The organism is Catelliglobosispora koreensis DSM 44566 (assembly GCF_000379685.1).
Lineage (GTDB): Bacteria > Actinomycetota > Actinomycetes > Mycobacteriales > Micromonosporaceae > Catelliglobosispora > Catelliglobosispora koreensis.
Genome location: NZ_KB903249.1, coordinates 980966 through 997679, shown reverse-complemented (window position 1 = coordinate 997679; position 16714 = coordinate 980966). Strand labels below are relative to the sequence as shown.

The window sequence follows — 16714 nt, the reverse complement described above, 5'->3', positions numbered from 1 at the left end:
CCTTTTTGGACGCCGCCTTGATAGCATGTCGTCGATGAGAATCGGGATTCCCCTGGCCTACAGCGGCGGCTTCACCCAGGCGGTCAAAGCACTGGCCGACTATGAGAAAGCGGGCCTCGACGTCGTTTTCGTCGCCGAGGCCTACACGTTCGACGCGGTGAGCCAGCTCGGTTACATCGCGGCGAGCACGCAGCGGCTCGGCATCGCCTCAGGTGTGATGCAGCTTTACACCCGCACCCCAACGCTGATCGCGATGACGGCGGCCGGCTTGGACTACGTGTCCGGTGGCCGCTTCACTCTCGGGCTCGGAGCGTCTGGGCCGCAGGTCATTGAGGGCTTCCACGGGGTGGCTTACGATTCCCCGCTCGGGCGCACCCGCGAGACGATAGACATTTGCCGCATGGTGTGGCGCCGCGAACCTGTTTCCTACCAAGGCGAGCACTATCAGGTGCCGCTTGCCGAAGGCTTGGGCACGGGTTTGGGCAAGCCGCTAAAGCTCATCAACAAGCCGGTGCGCGAGCGGATTCCGATTAGCCTGGCCGCCATTGGTCCCCGCAACGTGGAGCTCGCGGCGGAGCTGGCCGAAGCATGGCAGCCCGCGTTCTTCTACCCGGAGCGGGCTATGCAGGTGTGGGGCGAGCCGCTGGCCAGCGGCACCGCCAAGCGCGCACCCGAGCTGGGCAGGCTCGACACCATCGTCAACGTCATGCTGGCCATCGGTGAGGATGCGGCGCCACTGCGGCGTTTGGCACGGCCCGAACTCGCGCTCTACATCGGTGGCATGGGCGCGCCTGGCCGCAACTTCTACAACTCGCTGGCGCAGCGTTATGGCTTCGAGCAGGCCGCCGCGAACATCCAGGAGCTCTACTTGGCGGGCCGCAAAGATGAGGCTGCCGCGGCGATTCCCGACGAGCTGGTCGACGGGACCACACTCATCGGCCCAGCGTCGTGGGTCAAGGAACGCATCGCCGCGTTCGCGCAAGCCGGGGTCACCACGCTCAACGTGGTGCCGGTCGCGCGAACGCACGAGGCGCGGGTTCAGCTCATCGAGCAGATCCGCGATCTGGCCGGCTAGCCGAAGTAACGCTGGCGCAAGGTTTGCTCGCCGTCGTAGGACTTGCGGAACAGGCCGCGGCGTTGCAGTTCTGGGATCAGCAGCTCGCAGATGTCGGTGATGCCGCTCGACGGCGGGCATGGGATCAGGTTGAAGCCATCGACTTTGGCGACTTCGAGCCACTGCTCGACGCGGTCGGCGACCTGTTCCGGGGTGCCGTAAAGCGTTACCGGAGCGTCGGCCCGGGCACGCCGCGGCCGGGAGACGAGGTATTTCACGTCGCCGACGGTCCAGTCCCGGTCTGGGCTTAGGCCGCGCAGGAAGCCGATAAACGATTGGCTTCCCTGGTTTTTCACTTCGCTGACCGGTGTTTCTTCCGGGTACGCCGCGAGGTCGACATCCATCCAGCCGCACCATTTGGCGAGCTGTCCTTCGGCGCTCCACATTTTGTTATAGGCCTGTGCTCGGGCGCGGGCTTCTTCTTTCGTCGGCCCGACCATCACCATGGTGCCCTGCAAGGCTTTGAGGCTCGCTGGATCCCGGCCCACCTCGGCGGCCCGTTGCCGCAGTGCCGCGACCTGCTTGGCGCCCGCTTCGGGGTCGGACATCGTCAGGAATACCACTTCGGCGTGTGTCGCGGCGAAGGTCATGCCGCGTCCTGAGGCGCCTGCCTGGTAGAGCACGGGTGTGCGCTGTGGCGAGGGCTCGCATTGGTGCGGCCCGCGGACAGTGAACCATTGGCCCACATGGTTGATTTCGTGCACCTTGGCTGGGTCGGCGAAGATGTCAGCTTCGGCGTCACGGATGACGGCGTCGTCTTCCCAGCTGTTGTCCCACAAGGCGCGTACGACACTGAGGTATTCGTCGGCACGGTCGTAACGCTGGTCGTGGTCTAGATACTCCCCTAGCCCGCAGCCCTCAGCCGAGCGCAGGTAGGACGTGACGATGTTCCAGGCGATGCGGCCGTTGGTGAGATGGTCCAAAGAGGAGAACAGCCGGGCGCACTCGTAGGGCTGGTGATAGGTGGTCGAGTAGGTGACCGCGAAGCCCAGGTCGCGGGTTGCCGCGGCGAGCGCGGCCACGACGAGCACCGGGTCGATCGACGGGATCTGCACGCCGTGCTTGACTGCCGTGGCCCACGATCCCTTGTAGACGTCATAGGTGCCGTGGATGTCGGCGAAGAAGAGAGCGTCCACACACGCCTGTTCGAGCTGGCGGGCGATCTTCGTCCAGTAGTCCAGCGACCGGTAGCCGGTGGCGGTGCGGTCATCTGGCGAGCGCCACATGCCGACGAACTGCGGCGACGGCGAGCACTCGGTGAAGACGTTGAGATGCATTAGTGGGGGCTCCCCTCAACGTGCAATGGCATCGCTTTGATGCCGTTGACGAAATTGGACTCCAGCCGGACGACCGGGCCCGCGTGCCGCAGCCGGGAAAGGTGTGGCCGCAACGCTTGCAGCATCGCCGCGGCTTCCATGCGGGCCAGGTGCGCGCCGAGACAGAAGTGCGGGCCAATGCCAAAGCTCAGGTGCGGGTTGGGATCGCGGCGCAAGTTGATCGTGTCGGGTTCATCGAACACGGCTTTGTCACGGTTGCCCGAGACGTAGTAGAGCACGACCTTGTCGCCGGAGGCGATGTGCTGCCCGGCCAGGGTGACATCACGCGTGGCGGTCCGCCGGAATTGCATGATGGGTGTGACGGCACGGATGAACTCTTCCACGGCGAGGTTGACCGGGCTGTCGCCAAGTGCCGTCTGCAAAGCTGGGTCGGCAAGGAGCATCTGGACCGAGTTGGAGATCAGATGGCGGGTCGTCTCGTTGCCGGCGACCACGAGCAGCAGCCAGAACTGGCAGAATTCCCGGTCTGCCAAACGTTTTCCGTCCACCTGCGCGTTGGCCAGCAGGCTGATGAGGTCGTCGCGGGGATTCTCCCGGCGCTCAAAGGCTATGCCTAGGGCGTATTTGAAGGCTTCACCGAAGGTGGCACGGTAGGCCTCGATGTCGCCGCCGCCGTATTCGGGATCGTCGAAGCCGACGAGGTTGTTGCTCCACCGGTAGAGCAGGTGACGGTCTTCGCGTGGCATGCCCAGCAGATCTGACAGGACGAGCAGGGGCAACTCGGCGGCCAGATCCGTTACGCCGTCAAAGGTTCCGGCCGCCATCGCGCGCTCGACGATCTGAGCCGCGTGCTGGTGAACGCTTTCGGATAGCTCGCGCATCGCCCGTGGGGTGAACACCGACGTGACCAGTTTGCGGATGCGGGAGTGTTGCGGGGCATCCATGTTGACGAGCAGCTGGCGGGCGGTGTTTAGATCGGCGACGGTGCGCGGGTCAACCAGGAACGCGCCTTTGGCCGCTGAGGAGAAGTCTTCCGGCCGCCGCGACGCCTCGATGATCGCGTCGTGCGCGGTGACGGCCCAGAAACCGGTGCCGCGCTGCAAGGTGCGCCCGACGGCGCTGTGCCGCCACAGAGCCGGTTCGTCCGTCCACGTGACGCCACCGGCCGCGCGCAGCCCGGCGAAGTGTTCGTGGGGAACACCTTTGGCGTAGGTGGCCGGATCAGCGATGAAATCGTTCATGCGCCTGTGCCCTCTTCTGGATGGGCCGCCAGGAGATCGCGCAGCAGGTCTTTGCGGATTTTGCCGGTGCTTTCCCGCGTGAGGCTGTCGACGACCCGGTATTGCCGTGGCACCTTGAACCCGGCGAGCGAGGAGCGGCAGTGCACGTCCAGTTCGCTGAACGGCACCGGGGACTCCAGCTCCACCACGGCGGCGACGCGTTCGCCGAACTCGTCGTCGGGGGTGCCGATGACGGCGGCGTCACGGACAGCCGGGTGGCGTAACAACACCGCTTCCACCTCGGCGGGGTAGACGTTGACCCCACCACTGATGATCATGTCCTGTGCCCGGCCGGTGAGGAATAAGTACCCGTCGGTATCGACGTGGCCGATCTCGCCGTAGGTGAACACGCCTGGCCGCAAGTGTGCGGCGCGGGTTTTGTCTTCGGCGTTGTGGTACTGAAAGCCGCGGCCGGGCCGTCGCATGTAGACACGGCCGGTTTGGTTCGGGCCGAGTTCGTTGCCGTCCTCGTCGACGATGAGGATGTCGTTGGGCGGGATCGGGCGGCCGACGCTGCCGGGACGCTTGACCCACTCTTCAGCGCTGATAAGCGTTACCGCGCCACCTTCGCTGGCACCGTAGTACTCGGTAATGACCGGCCCCCACCACTCGATCATGAGGCGTTTGACGTCTTGCGGGCAGGCCGCGCCACCGTGCCAGATGGTGCGCAGGGCGCTGGGGTCGAAGCTTTCCTTTACCGCGCTTGGCAGCCGCAGGAACCGCACGAACTGTGTCGGCACCAGGTGGCAGTGCGTGATGCGTTCCTGTTGCAGGACCGTGAGGATCGGCTCGGCGTCAAAGCGCTCACGCACGATCAGCGTCGAGCCGCGAAGCAGCGACATCAGGGCGAAGAACAGCTGTGCCGAGTGATACCACGGCCCGACGAGCAGCACGCGGCCATCGTTAGGCACGTCGAGTAAACGGCCCGCGTAGTTCAGCATGCGCTCGATGCGGTCAAACGGATCGCCCAGCGTGAACAGTCCATTGAGGACGCCCTTGGGCGCGCCGGTGGTGCCGGAGGTGTAGACCATCAGCTGTCCGCACACGGGCTCGCCGGGGTCCTTGCCCTGCACCGGTTTGGCCGGGTCGAAGATGGGAAGGCCGGTGATGTCGGTGCGGTCGGTCACGAGCGCGGAAGCGCCGGAGTCCTTGAGGATATAGGCGACTTCGGGTTCGGTGAGATGTGTGTTGATGGGCACGACGGTGATGCCGCTGTGCAGGCAGCCCAGCAGCACCTCGAAGACTTCGCGGCGGTTGGTCAGCAAAATGCCAACGGTGTCACCGGTTTTGAGGCCTGCCGTGGCTAGCGTGCTGCGCCAGGCGGCCGCCCGGCTGGCCAATTCCTGCCAGGTGAGGGCGCCGCTGTGGTCAGCCAGCGCGATCGCGTCAGGATTGCTGGCCAGCTGGGCCCGCAACATGGTGATCATTCGAGCAGATCCGGGTGACGGCGGATGATTCCCTGGTACATCGTCTTGAAGTTGAACCGGCCGATTCCCGGAGTGCCGATGGTGTCTCGGGTTGTCCGGGCGCTGTCCGGGTCGATGGGTATCGTTTTTCCGGCCGCCTGGGCCAGAAGCTGGACCTGGCAGCACCGGTCCATGGCCACGAACCACCATGTCGCCTCCTCTACCGATGCGCCTACGGTCAGCAAGCCGTGGTTGCGCAGAATGACCGCCTTGGCCGGGCCGAGTGCTTTGGCGATCCGGCGGCCTTCCTCGTGGTCGAGCACCACGCCGGTGTAGTCGTCAAACAGGGCATGGTCTTCGAAGAAGGCGCAGGCGTCCTGGTTGATCGGATCCAGCAGGGTGCCTAGGGCCGAGAAGGCACGGCCGTGCACCGAATGCGTGTGCACCGCGGTGACGACATCTGGCCGTGCTTCGTGGACGTGGGCGTGGATGGTGAAACCAGCGGGATTGATCCGCCCCCGGCCATAGACGATGTCGCCGTCGCTGTTGACCAGGAGCAGATCCGACGTGCGCACGTGGCCGAAGTACCGGCCGAAGGGGTTGATCCAGAAGCAGTCCAGCCGCTCCGGGTCCCGGGCGGTGATGTGTCCTCCGGCCCCCTCGTCGTAGCCCAGTTCGGCGAACAGGCGCAGGGACGCCGCGAGGCGCTGCATGCGGTGCAGTCGTTCCGGGTGACGAAGGTCGACGTCCATTATCCGCAGCCTCCAGCCTGATCGGTGTCGTAGGCGGTCTCGGGTTTCGCCGGCGGCTGCACCGCTGGTGTTTCGTCGTCGGCCTGGAAGACGCGCAGGAACGCGTCGACTCGGTCCAGACCCCAGAACCGGTGCTGGCCCCATTTGAGGTAGGGCACGGCGAAGATGTCGTCAAGGTAAGCCTGGTAGAGACATCCGGTGCCTTCCTTGCGGATGGCATCGTCGAGGTGAGCGTCCACAATGGACACCGGGTCGAGGCCGGCCTGCTCGGCGCAGCCGGTCAGGACTTCGGGCTCGCAGATGTTCTCACCGCGGCCCCAGCGGGCCTCGATGACGGCGTCGTAGAACTCGTTGGCTTTGCCCGCCGCACGCGCGCGCAGCCAGCCCAGGTGCGGCAGCTCCCAGAACGGGTCCACGTCAATGGGCCAGGCCATGGGTACGCCTTCGGCCTGCGCCAGGCGTTTGGTGTCCATGAGGATGTAGAGGTGCTTGGCCCGGCTCATCTGCGCGTAGTGGAATTCCCCGCCAGCCTCGGCGAGTTCACGGCTCGTGCGCTGATCGGGATCCCAGTAGGGGTAGACGTCAAAGGTTTCCAGGACGTTGGGCACGGCCGCGCGCAGCCGGCGCATGGTGAGCCAGCTATACGGGCTGCGGAACGAGAAGTACAGCTTCGGCGGCTTGAGAGGTTTACGCGCCACTGCCGTCTCCTAGCAATATCCGGCTTACCTCGGCGTCCAGTTCGGCCAGGTTGCCCGCTTCGGGTCCGCGGCTGATGGCGTAGCCGTGCAAGATGGTGGCCGTCGCGACATGGAACAGCGTCTGTCCACGTTGGACATAGCAGTCCATCTGGCCGTCGAACATGGTGGCCCGCAACACGTCGGTGACCCGGAAGGTGGTGTGGATCGTCTCTTCCATGTGAGCTGGGGCGAGCATGCGCACCCGTGCCCGCGAGACGACGGGGATCCAGGAGCGTTGTGCCAGCATCCGCCCGACGGCCAGGCCACGGCTGTCGAGGAACCGGTCGACGACCTCTTCCAGGCAGCGGGTGAAACCTGAGTGCTGCACCCGGTCGGAGAAGTGGCAGTAGAAGTATGGTGCCCGCCACGACCACAGCATGCCTGTGCAGCCATGGGGCACCAGCACTTGCTCAACACTGAAACCCGCGGGGATCTGAAGGTCACGGGCGGTGCCGTCGTGCAGTTCGGTTACCTCGTACGCCGCCAGAGCCGACGGGGCGGGCCGGTGCGCCGGGGCGTCGCGTTCGGGCACGAGGTTGAGGGTGACTTTTCCGCGCAGGGCCACGACTTCGGCACCCTCACGGGTCACCAGCAGCCGCACTTGCAGCTGCCTGCCCTTGGCTGTGATCACTTCAGCGCGCACCAGGTCGTCAACCTCAAGCACGGCGGGCAACTGGACCGAACAGTCCACGATCTCGGCGCCGAGGCCATAATCGTGAAACAGCTCCCGGGCACCGGCACCGTTGTCACGCAACCAGGCGAGGACAGCCTCCTCGACTAAATACATAAAATGCTTGAAGCCGACCCAGGTGCGAATGTTGGCGCCCTCGTAACGGGGGCGGCTTTCCAAAACAGTCGTCACAGGCTGCAAAATGTGGGTCACGGGCCGCTCCTTTGATAAGGGACGGGCGCCAGCGCGTCGGCGAACCGGATGATTCGATCCGCGACCTCGCCGGGCCGCTGGACGTAACAGAAATGGTCGTACTCGTCGTCGATGAGCAAACTGGCGTGCGGGATACGCCGTGCCAGTGAGGTTGCCGCCTGGGGCGACAGGGTGGGGTCGGCGCCGCCGGCCAGCACCAGCACCGAGGCTGATATTTCGCCCAGCGCCACCGCCGCACTGGAGACGAACTGGTCGAAGACGGCGAGGAAACCGGCCGGGCCCACCCGGTCGATCGCCTTGCCAATCATGTTTTCCACGACATCGGCGCCGATGCGTTCTGCCCGCCCGGACAAGCGGGAGAGCAGTGAGTCCTTGATGTGCTTTTCGAAGGCACTGCGGGACCGGTCAAAGATCTTCCAGGTGACCGCCACTTCTGGCGGCCGGTACAGCGGGCAGATCAGGGCCGCTGCCTGGCTGGTGCGCGGGTCGCCGATGCTCAGCAGTTCGAGCAGAGCGTTGGCGCCGTAGGAGTGGGCGATGATCAGGTCGGGTCGCTGGCCCACCAGGTCGAGGGCGTCGGCGAGCAGGGCGCTGGAAGAGCGGCGCCGCCATTGGTAGTCGTTGCCGGGACGCCACGGCAGATCGAGGGCGACCAGTCTCCATTGTGGACTGATCTGCTTGGCCAGCGGCAGCCAGCTTTCCCACGAGTCTTCGAGACCGTGGGCGAGCACGGCAAGCCGGCCTCCGGGTTGTCCCGGGGCCAGCTCGCGGCAGGCCAGCCCGGTCACGCCGGCTGCTCCTGGTGCAGTGCGCTGACAGCTAGCGCGACGCTGATGATGTCTTGGGCGCCATAGCAATCGCCCCAGGTTTGGGCAATGCCGCGGGCGTGTTCGCGGGCCTGGCTGAAGCTGACGCCGTGGTCGCTGTGTTCCAGGACGAGGCAGGCCGCACCGGCCCGTAGCGGTTTGGCGTAAAGCCGGTCGGCCACGGGATCAGAGGGCTCAGCGCCCACGACGATGACCCGGTTAGCCCGCCCTGATCGCAAAAGCAGGGCACCGAGCCGCAGGGCGTGTGCGCCGCTGTCGCGCCCGGAGCAGAGCATGAGGTTGGGGCCGCCGAATTTGAACCATTGCGCGACGGTGCCGGACAAGACGTTGCTGGAAGCGTTGGGGGCGACCATCGGGCTGACGGCTTTGCCGCCATCGGCCGCGACCGTGGCGACCACGTCCACGACGGTTTCGACGTTGCCGAGGTTGCTGCTGGCGACGACCGCCGTGCCTGGGTCGGCCGGGCCGTCCTTGCGTTCACCGGTGCCCATGTTTAGCGCGCGGTGCACCGCGCACAGCGCGAGCCTCGTGGCCGGTTCCTTCATGAGCAGGCCTTTGCGCCCGAGCAGGGTGTTGGCTTGCTCGGGTGGGCAGGCCCCATCCGTGCCGGGCAGATGCACACTCCACCCGGTGACCGTTATTGGCTTCATGCTGACTCCAGCAGGGTGACCGCGTTGACGCCGCCGAAGCCGAAAGCGTTGAGCTGTATGAGCTTTGGCGCGTGGGTCGCTGGGGCGTCTTTGACGATGTTCAGGTCGGCTCCTTCGGGCAGCACCTCGCGCAGCCCGGCCACCGCTGGCACTTCCCCGCCGGACATGCAGCGCAGGGCGACGTCCACATTGGCTAGCGCGGCCCCGCCTGACATGTGGCCGACCGCGCCTTTGATGCCGGTGATGAGCGGGTTGCCGCCGTAGGCGATGACGCTGCGGCGCAGGGCTTCGCACTCGGTGGGGTCGTTGAGCGCGGTGCCGGTGCCATGGGCGAGCACGAGGTCGGTGTCGCGTGGGTGCCGTCCACTTCGGGCATAGGCTTCGTCGATGGCACGGCAGATCCCGTTGATGTCCGGTGCTGTTTCGTGGAACGCGTCGCAGGACAGCCCGGTGTAGAGAAGCTTGGCGAGTTTCGGCCCGGCCCAGTTCTCCCCCACGACGACCACCGCCGCGGCGCCTTCACCGAGCAGCACGCCGGGGCGGTCTTTGTCGAAGGGACGGACTTGGTCTGATGGCTGCTCGGCGACCCGGCCGATCATCGCCAGCATCGAGGCGGTCATGACGTCGGCGGCGCCGACGACGACAGCGTCTGCCTCCCCGGTCTCCACCATGTCCTGGGCCAGGGCCAGAGCGTGCCCTCCGGCGCTGCACGCGTTGGCGATCGTCATCACCTCAGCGATGCCTGGCACGCTCTGTCCGAAGTGGAGCCGTTCCGGGTCGGTCAGGTTACCCTGCTCGACGGCGGCGAGCTCCCGCAGTCCGGTGCCCACGATGGCGACGACCCGGTGTTCAGCCAGGTCGAGCCGGGCGTCGGCCAGGGCCTGGGTCACACAGCCGGAAAGCAGGTCACCGGCATAGCCGTCCATGGAACGGCCGGGGATGTGATAGCCAGCGTTGACATTGATCGGTCCGGGCACAGGATGGCGCAGGGGGCCGACACCGGTGATTCCTTTGAGGAGACTGGCGAAGGTTCGCTCGCCGTCGCCGAGGCACGTGAGCAGACTGCTAGCCGCGATCAGCGCCGCCACGACTCCACCCCCGGATGATTGCCGCGCCCACGGCGCCATCGTCCGTGCTCGCCGTCAGCAAGGTGAGCTCACCGTCGCGGGCAGGCTCGGCCTCGTGTAGTTCAAGGACACTGGCCAGGGCGATGGCTCCCGTGGCGGCACCGCAGTCACCGAAGTGCTGTGCGGCGCGGAAGATTTTCGTGCCGGCGAGTGCGCCGCTTTCAGCCTCACGGGTGATGGCGTGCAGCCGGATGTCGCCAGCGCTCGCGTGTGCTTTACGCAAGACGCGCTGCACGCATCCGGCGAGGGCCTCACTGCCCTGACCGCCTGGGCCGTAACCGTTGGCGATGGCAAGGACTTCGGCGACCGGGGCCATGCGCACTGTGCTGACGGCGAAAACGGCCACGGCTTCCCCGGCCGGGTGCGGGACCTTGCCGGATAGTGCGGTCATCCACGCGCGGTGCGGGGTGAACTCCTCGACGGCTCCTACGAGCATGGTGTCGGCGTACCCGCGATTGATGGCGTTTCCGGCGTAACGCAAGGCGTTGAGGAAGGCCATGGGCCCGCCGGTGATGGTGGCGTTGGCGCCGCGCAGGCCGTAGCGGATCGCGGCCTGCCCGGCGGCGCAGTTCATGACGGTGTTGGGAAACAGCACCGGGTTGACCAGGTAGGGCTTGGGCTGCACCAGCGTTTCCATGCTGAAGTCGCTGGTGGACTTGAAGCTGCCCAGCGTGGTGCCCAGGGCGATGCCGATGCGGGGGCGGGTTTCTTCGTCAATTTCGATGTGCGCGTTGGCCAGTGCCTCACCGCAGGCGACGACGGCTAGCGCGGTCGCACGGTCGTAGAAGCTGGTTCCCTTGCGGCCCAGGTGGGTTTTGACGTCGAAGTCGGTCAGGGCGTGACCGTCGGCGGCGGGAAGCTCGGCTTCGTAGAGGGAGCCGACGGGCACGCCCGGGTGGGCCTGCCCGCTGCTTACCCGTTCAGCTAGCGCACCGGCCCGCATTCCGGCTGAGCTGATCGAGGCGAAGCCGGAGATGAAAAGTGTGCTCACCGCACCGCTCCCAGCATGACGATGGCGTTGTTGCCGCCGAAGGCGAAACCGTTGTTCTGCACGACCCGCACGGTGGCGCGCCGGGCGACGTTGGGGATGGGGTCCACACCGGACAGTTCCGGGTCGGCGTTTTGCCAGTTGATGGTGGGCGGCAGGAAGCCACGGTCGATGGCGATCGCCGAGGCGATGGCGCCAAAGCCACTGGCCGCGCCCATGGTGTGCCCGATCATTGACTTGATGGAGCTCATGGGCGGCGGGTTGTCGCCGAAAACCTCAATGACCGCACGGGCTTCGGTGAGGTCGTTGGCTGGGGTGCCGGTGCCGTGGGCACAGATGTAGTCGACTTCTTCGGGTTTGATGTCGGCGGAGCGGTGTGCGATGCGCATGCACTGGGAGATGCTTTCGCGGTCTGGTGCGACCGGGTGCTTGGCGTCGCAGTTGATGCCGTAGCCGAGGACTTCGGCGTAGATGCGGGCGTTGCGGCGCTGAGCGTGCTCGAAGGTTTCCATGACGAGCACGGCTCCGCCTTCGCCCGTGAGGATGCCTGAGCGGTCCCGGTCGAAGGGCGCACAGGCGGTTTCGGTGAGGGCGCCGAGTTTGAAGAAGCCCGCGTGTGCCCAGCGGCATACCGAATCCGCGCCCCCGGCGAACACGACGTCGGCTTCACCGGTGACCAGCAAGTCGTAGGCGTAACCAATGGCGTAGTTACTCGCCGAGCAGGCGGTCGCCAGGGTCAGCGATTCGCCGTGCAGGCCGAGCTCTTCGCTGACGGCGTGGGCCAGCCGGCCCGCTGGCAGTTGCTCGATGAGTTCCGGGACCATGCCGGGAAATCCGCTGGCCAGAATCTGCGCCGTGAGCGCTTCTGCCACAACGGATTCCCCGCTCGTCGTGCCGAGCACCGCGTGGGCGCGGCCACGGTCGAGGCTGTCGAGGTCCAGACCGGCATCGTCGGCAGCCAGCCGTGCGGCGGCTGCCGCGAATTGGCTGGATCTGCCCCACCGCTGCGGGTCAAGACGCCGCAGCCACCGTGCCGGATCGAAGTCGCGCACCTCGCCGCCATTGCGATGCGGAAAGCCGCTCGAATCGAAGCTTTGGATCTGCGAAATACCGGACGCGCCGGCGAGCAGAGCCGCCGCGAACGCCTCGGCACCGGTGCCGATACTCGACACCGGTCCCAGGCCGGTGACTGCGACGCGAGTCATGACTCAGCCCTGCCAGCCCGCGTGACGCGAAACCGCGTCGAAGGTGGCTTTTAGGTTGCGCAGTTCCGGCAGCTCCGACTGCGGGATCTCGACCTTGAAGTGCTTGTCGATACGGGCGAGGATCTCAATCGCACGAAGCGAATCCGCTTGGTACTCCTCGGCGAAGTCGCCAGAGTCGGTGAGTTCCTCAGGCTCGATCTCGAGCACCTCGGCAATGATCTCGCGCAGCTCGGCGTACCGCTGCTCAAGTTCTGACATGGCGATCCTCCTCATTGGACGTTGTCCCGACCGCGTCCTTGGGGCGGCGGGCGGCCATCAGTGAGCCAATGTGTGCTATCCGTGTGTCCCCGACCCACGATTCGCCAGTGGCGAAAGCGGTGTCGGCGACAACCTGCTCCAGGTGCACGACGTGGCGAACCACGTCCCCGGGGTAGGCCCGTCCTTCGACGCGGTACTCACGTGCGCCCAGGAAGAGCAGCACTGATCCGTCGGCTGCCGCTTCGTCGCCGAGCCACAGCAATGCGGCGCTCTGCCCGAACGATTCGATCAGCAGCGAGACCGGGTAGGCGTATGCCCCGATCTCGGCTCCCACGGGGACGTCCGCGTAACACGGGTCCGACGCGGTGACCGCTTTGATGGTTTCGATCGACCGGCCCGGCTCCATGTTGAGGACCCGGTCGACCAGAAGCAGCGGGTGCCGCTGCGGCAGTGCCGCTTGCACTTTGGCGATATCCATTAGGCACCACCAAAAACGGCCCAGATGGAGGCGGCGGCCGCACCGTCGCGGCGCCGGCCGGTGCCTCGCGCGTTCCATCCGCCGTCTAGTGGGGTGAGCTTGACGGTCAGCGTGAGTTCGTCGCCGCCGTGCAGCGGAGCGGTCAGGCGCAGTGACCGCACCGACAGCAGGCGGCTCTGGGTGGGAAACGCCTGAGCCATGGCCTGGCAAAGGGTTTCGACGATGAACACGCCTGGATACAGCGGCAGGCCGGGGAAATGGCCGCGCAGGATCGGGTGCTCCGGGTCGATGTAGAGCCGGGCGGTGAGGGTGTCGGCGGTGACGTCGAGCTGCTCCACCGCGCGCAATGGCGTCGCGAATGAGACGGTCATAGGGTGATCCCGCCGTCCACTTGGAACACCTGGCCGGTGATGTAGTCAGCCTTGGCGGAGATGAGGAACTCGACCATGTGGGCGACATCGTCGGCGCTGCCGTAGCGGCGCAGGGCGATCAGTTGCAGGGCCTTGTCGCGCACTTTGGGGTCGAGCACACCGGTCATGTCGGTTTCGATGAAGCCGGGGGCGACGACGTTGACGCGAATGCCATAGGCGGCAACTTCTTTGGCCAGCGACCGGCTCAGCCCGATGATCGCGGCTTTGCTCGCGCCGTATGCCGTTTGGCCTGAGTTGCCGTAGACGCCGGCGACGGAGGACAGGTTGACGATGTTGCCGGCCCGCCGTTTCATGAACCGGAACGCGAGCGCGCGGCAGAAGTTCCAGGTGCCGCCGAAGTTGGTGTCCATCACGGCGTCCAGATCGGACCGCTTGGCGAGCACGAGGGGTGCGTCGCGTGTGATTCCGGCGTTGTTGACCAGTGCGTGGATGGGCCCGAGGCGGTCCTCGGCGGTGGAGATGAACGATTCGACCGCCGCGGCGTCGGTCACGTCGCAGGTCGCGTAGTAGTGGGGCACGCCGACGCCGGCGATTTCCTTCTGCGCCTCGTCGGCGGCTTCACTTGGCGTGCTGTAGCAGGCCGCGATCGCATATCCCTGCTGGGCCAGCCGTAAGGCGATCGCCCGGCCGATGCCTCGCGATGCTCCGGTTACTAGTGCCAGCTGCTGGTCGCGCAAGGTCCCGCCTCCTGTCACTGGAACATACGAGAAAACACGAGACTCGTATGTCGTGTTCCCACGCTGAACAGTCTCAAATACGAGTCTCTTGTGTCAACACACTCTCGGTGTCGGCTCCGGGAGCCGAAGCGCCAAACCGCACCTTGGTAGGGGTTCTGGAGAACTTCGCCGCAGGTCCGGTCAAAGGTGCGACAGTGCCGTTGTGCAGGCGAGTGTTTTGCAGCATGTCGCGTTCAAGCACGTGCGGATCGGTGGCGACCTCGGCTAGCGGGCGGATGCGCTCGGCGACCAATCCCGCCTCGGTAAAAGCTTTGATGACAAACGCCACAGGGCGTTCGGCGCACCAGGACGCGACGGCGGTGTTGATTTCGCCGCGGTGGGCCAGCCGGTCCACATTGGTGGTGTGCCGGGCCAGGTCAGGCTGCCCGAGCAGGGCGACGAGGGCACGCCAGTGTTTGTTGAGCGCGACAGCCAGATAGACCGAACCGTCCTGGCATGGGTACACATTGGACGGAACGACGAAGTCGGTTTCGTTGCCCATGGGCACCGGTGGCGCACCGGCGGCCGCGAGGGTGAGCAGCCCGCAGCTGCTGGCCAGGACGGCGTCAAGCATGGCGACGTCGACGTGCTGGCCTTCGCCGGTGCGATGGCGGTGGTTGAGGGCGGCCAGGGCGCCGATGGCGGCGTGCAGGCCGGCTAACTCGTCGGCCAGGAACGTTGGTGCCCGGGTGTCGCCGTTGAGGGCCATCCAGCCGCTGGCGGCCTGGACGGCGGGATCGTAGGCGGGCCGGTCGATGCCGGTGCCGTATTGTCCCCAGCCGGTGATGGACACGAAGATGATGTCTGGCTTGACCTTGCGGCAGTCTTCGTAACCGGCGCCCCATCCGCTCAGCGTCCCGGGACGGTAGTTCTCCACGACCAGGTCGGCGTCGCGTACGAGGTCGAGGAACGCACTGGCCGACTCCCGAAGATCCAGGCCGACACTGCGTTTGTTGCGGTTGACCGACTCACGAAACCACGACAGTCCCGTGCCCGGAATGTTGGGCGGCACGTCACCGTCGCGGCCGTTGGGCAGCTCGACGCGGATGACGTCGGCTCCCATGTCGGCCAGGACACAGGTGGCCTGCGGTCCGGACCAGACGCGGGTCACGTCGAGCACGCGGATGCCGTGCAAGGGTCCGTCCACATCGGAGCGGGCTTCGCGGTAGAAGTCTTCGCGCCGCATGTCAGACCCGCCGCAGGATAGAAGCCGTGCCCAGCGATCCGCCGCAGCACATGGTGATCAGGGCGTGTTCTTGATCGGTGCGTTCGAGTTCGTGCAGTGCGGTGACGAGCAGCCTGGTGCCGGTGGCGCCCAAGGGATGCCCGAGGGCGATGGCACCGCCGTTGACGTTGGTGCGCTGCAGGTCGGCCTTGTGCTGCTCAGCCCAGTTGAGCACGACGGCGGCGAAAGCCTCGTTGACTTCGAATAGATCGCAGTCGCTGATGCTCATGCCGGTCTTGGCCAGCACGCGGGAGGTGGCTTCTACCGGTCCGTCGAGCAGGTAGTACGGATCCGCTCCGGTGACGACGCCGCCGGCGAGCACGGCTCTTGGCTTTAAGCCCAGTGCCTTGGCTTTGTCCAGGGACATCCACAAGATGGCGGCCGCGCCGTCGGAGATTTGAGATGTGGTACCAGGTGTGTGTACTCCGTCAGGCACATTGGTCTTGAGGGTCGAAAGAGTGTCCATGGTGGTCGGCCGCAGGCCCTCGTCTCGTGAGACGCCCTTAAACGCGGTGATCTCGCGGTCGAACCGTCCTTCGGACCAGGCTGTGGCGGCCCGTTCCTGCGACTGCACGCCGAACGCGTCCGTGTCGGCACGGGTCAGGCCCTGGCGTGTGGCGATCCGTTCCGCGCCACCGAATTGTGACTTCGGCGGATCGTCCCACGGGTATTCGGCGGTCTTGTAGTGGCCGGGACCCTGGTAGAGGTTGACGCCGATGGGCACACGGCTCATCGTTTCGACCCCGCAGGCGATGCCGATGTCGATCGCCCCGCTGGTGATGAGAGCCGACATGAGGTGGTTCGCCTGTTGTGCCGAACCACAGGAGACATCAACTGTCGTACATCCAACACGAGGGTCGAAGCCGGTGTTGAGCCAGGCGTTGCGGGTGACGTTGAGGCTCTGCTCACCGGCCTGGGTGACGCAGCCGCCGATGATCTGGTCGACCTGGGCGGGGTCCACTCCGGACTGATCCAGCACCGTTTTGATGACGTGGGCCAGCAGTTCAACGCCTTTGTAGGCGGACAGCACACCCGCACGCCGGCCGATCGGCGTGCGGGTGGCCGCGACGATCACCGCCTGGCTCATGCGTCTTCCAGCGTGATGGCGAGTTTCGGGCACGCCCTGGCGGCCTGCTCGACGCTTGGCCACAGATGCGGCGGCGGCTTCTCGTCCAGCACGTAGAGAAAATCGTCTGAACGGACTTCAAACACTTCGGGAGCCGCGGCGGCGCACAGGCCGTTACTGTCGCAGCTCTCATACTCGACGACTACTCGCATGGTCTCGTATCTCCTCGTATCTCTTGTGTCTATCCAACACCCTAGATAGCGTCTGTGCGAATGCAAGTCTTCACTTGCGAGG

Annotated in this window: 19 protein-coding genes; 1 reads left to right on the top strand and 18 read right to left on the bottom strand. The window is 66.0% G+C overall.

Features of this window, described 5'->3' with window-relative positions; all coding sequences use genetic code 11:
• The first annotated feature begins 34 nt into the window (after positions 1-34).
• Entirely contained in the window at positions 35-1075 is a 1041-nt protein-coding gene (locus A3E1_RS0104580; RefSeq protein ID WP_026208081.1) for an LLM class F420-dependent oxidoreductase, read from the top strand.
• On the opposite strand, the gene A3E1_RS0104575 is transcribed toward A3E1_RS0104580, so the two are convergent.
• The 18 genes from A3E1_RS0104575 to A3E1_RS0104490 form a co-directional block, all read right to left on the bottom strand.
• Positions 1072-2391, bottom strand: coding sequence for an LLM class flavin-dependent oxidoreductase (locus A3E1_RS0104575; protein WP_020519562.1), 1320 nt, complete (start codon positions 2389-2391; stop codon positions 1072-1074). The two genes, A3E1_RS0104580 and A3E1_RS0104575, sit on opposite strands and share 4 nt — an antisense overlap.
• The gene (locus tag A3E1_RS0104570) at positions 2391-3632 is read right to left on the bottom strand and encodes a cytochrome P450 (protein ID WP_020519561.1); all 1242 of its coding nucleotides are present in this window, start codon (positions 3630-3632) and stop codon (positions 2391-2393) included. Before A3E1_RS0104570 ends, A3E1_RS0104575 begins: the two co-directional genes overlap by 1 nt.
• Positions 3629-5098 carry an AMP-binding protein gene (locus tag A3E1_RS0104565; RefSeq protein ID WP_020519560.1) on the bottom strand — a complete coding sequence of 490 codons (1470 nt, stop codon included), beginning with the start codon at positions 5096-5098 and terminating at the stop codon, positions 3629-3631. The genes A3E1_RS0104570 and A3E1_RS0104565 overlap by 4 nt, the downstream gene beginning before the upstream one ends.
• The gene (locus tag A3E1_RS0104560) at positions 5095-5829 is read right to left on the bottom strand and encodes a class II aldolase/adducin family protein (protein WP_020519559.1); all 735 of its coding nucleotides are present in this window, start codon (positions 5827-5829) and stop codon (positions 5095-5097) included. The genes A3E1_RS0104565 and A3E1_RS0104560 overlap by 4 nt, the downstream gene beginning before the upstream one ends.
• On the bottom strand, positions 5829-6527 hold the full coding sequence (locus A3E1_RS0104555) for a 2-hydroxychromene-2-carboxylate isomerase (RefSeq protein WP_020519558.1): 699 nt from the start codon (positions 6525-6527) through the stop codon (positions 5829-5831). The genes A3E1_RS0104560 and A3E1_RS0104555 overlap by 1 nt, the downstream gene beginning before the upstream one ends.
• Entirely contained in the window at positions 6517-7449 is a 933-nt protein-coding gene (locus tag A3E1_RS0104550) for a thioesterase family protein (protein WP_020519557.1), read from the bottom strand. Before A3E1_RS0104550 ends, A3E1_RS0104555 begins: the two co-directional genes overlap by 11 nt.
• Positions 7446-8237: an alpha/beta fold hydrolase gene (locus A3E1_RS0104545; RefSeq protein WP_020519556.1), complete on the bottom strand. Its 792-nt coding sequence runs from the start codon at positions 8235-8237 to the stop codon at positions 7446-7448. Before A3E1_RS0104545 ends, A3E1_RS0104550 begins: the two co-directional genes overlap by 4 nt.
• On the bottom strand, positions 8234-8926 hold the full coding sequence (locus tag A3E1_RS0104540) for a beta-ketoacyl synthase N-terminal-like domain-containing protein (protein WP_020519555.1): 693 nt from the start codon (positions 8924-8926) through the stop codon (positions 8234-8236). The genes A3E1_RS0104545 and A3E1_RS0104540 overlap by 4 nt, the downstream gene beginning before the upstream one ends.
• Positions 8923-10014, bottom strand: a complete 1092-nt coding sequence (locus A3E1_RS0104535) for a beta-ketoacyl synthase N-terminal-like domain-containing protein (RefSeq protein ID WP_020519554.1) — start codon at positions 10012-10014, stop codon at positions 8923-8925. Before A3E1_RS0104535 ends, A3E1_RS0104540 begins: the two co-directional genes overlap by 4 nt.
• Positions 9992-11044 carry a beta-ketoacyl synthase N-terminal-like domain-containing protein gene (locus A3E1_RS0104530; RefSeq protein ID WP_020519553.1) on the bottom strand — a complete coding sequence of 351 codons (1053 nt, stop codon included), beginning with the start codon at positions 11042-11044 and terminating at the stop codon, positions 9992-9994. Before A3E1_RS0104530 ends, A3E1_RS0104535 begins: the two co-directional genes overlap by 23 nt.
• Positions 11041-12246, bottom strand: a complete 1206-nt coding sequence (locus A3E1_RS0104525; protein ID WP_020519552.1) for a beta-ketoacyl-[acyl-carrier-protein] synthase family protein — start codon at positions 12244-12246, stop codon at positions 11041-11043. The genes A3E1_RS0104530 and A3E1_RS0104525 overlap by 4 nt, the downstream gene beginning before the upstream one ends.
• 3 nt (positions 12247-12249) lie before the next feature.
• Positions 12250-12504: an acyl carrier protein gene (locus tag A3E1_RS0104520; RefSeq protein ID WP_020519551.1), complete on the bottom strand. Its 255-nt coding sequence runs from the start codon at positions 12502-12504 to the stop codon at positions 12250-12252.
• Positions 12491-12982, bottom strand: coding sequence for a 3-hydroxyacyl-ACP dehydratase FabZ family protein (locus tag A3E1_RS38895; RefSeq protein ID WP_020519550.1), 492 nt, complete (start codon positions 12980-12982; stop codon positions 12491-12493). Before A3E1_RS38895 ends, A3E1_RS0104520 begins: the two co-directional genes overlap by 14 nt.
• On the bottom strand, positions 12982-13353 hold the full coding sequence (locus tag A3E1_RS0104510; protein ID WP_020519549.1) for a hotdog family protein: 372 nt from the start codon (positions 13351-13353) through the stop codon (positions 12982-12984). The genes A3E1_RS38895 and A3E1_RS0104510 overlap by 1 nt, the downstream gene beginning before the upstream one ends.
• Complete coding sequence (gene fabG, locus A3E1_RS0104505) at positions 13350-14090, bottom strand: 3-oxoacyl-ACP reductase FabG (protein ID WP_020519548.1); 741 nt, start codon at positions 14088-14090, stop codon at positions 13350-13352. The genes A3E1_RS0104510 and fabG overlap by 4 nt, the downstream gene beginning before the upstream one ends.
• 73 nt (positions 14091-14163) lie before the next feature.
• Positions 14164-15315, bottom strand: a complete 1152-nt coding sequence (locus tag A3E1_RS0104500; protein ID WP_020519547.1) for a CaiB/BaiF CoA transferase family protein — start codon at positions 15313-15315, stop codon at positions 14164-14166.
• Position 15316: 1 nt separating this feature from the next.
• A complete protein-coding gene (locus tag A3E1_RS0104495) occupies positions 15317-16441 on the bottom strand; it encodes a steroid 3-ketoacyl-CoA thiolase (RefSeq protein WP_020519546.1) in 1125 nt (374 codons plus the stop codon).
• The gene (locus A3E1_RS0104490; RefSeq protein ID WP_020519545.1) at positions 16438-16632 is read right to left on the bottom strand and encodes a ferredoxin; all 195 of its coding nucleotides are present in this window, start codon (positions 16630-16632) and stop codon (positions 16438-16440) included. Before A3E1_RS0104490 ends, A3E1_RS0104495 begins: the two co-directional genes overlap by 4 nt.
• Positions 16633-16714 lie beyond the last annotated feature (82 nt).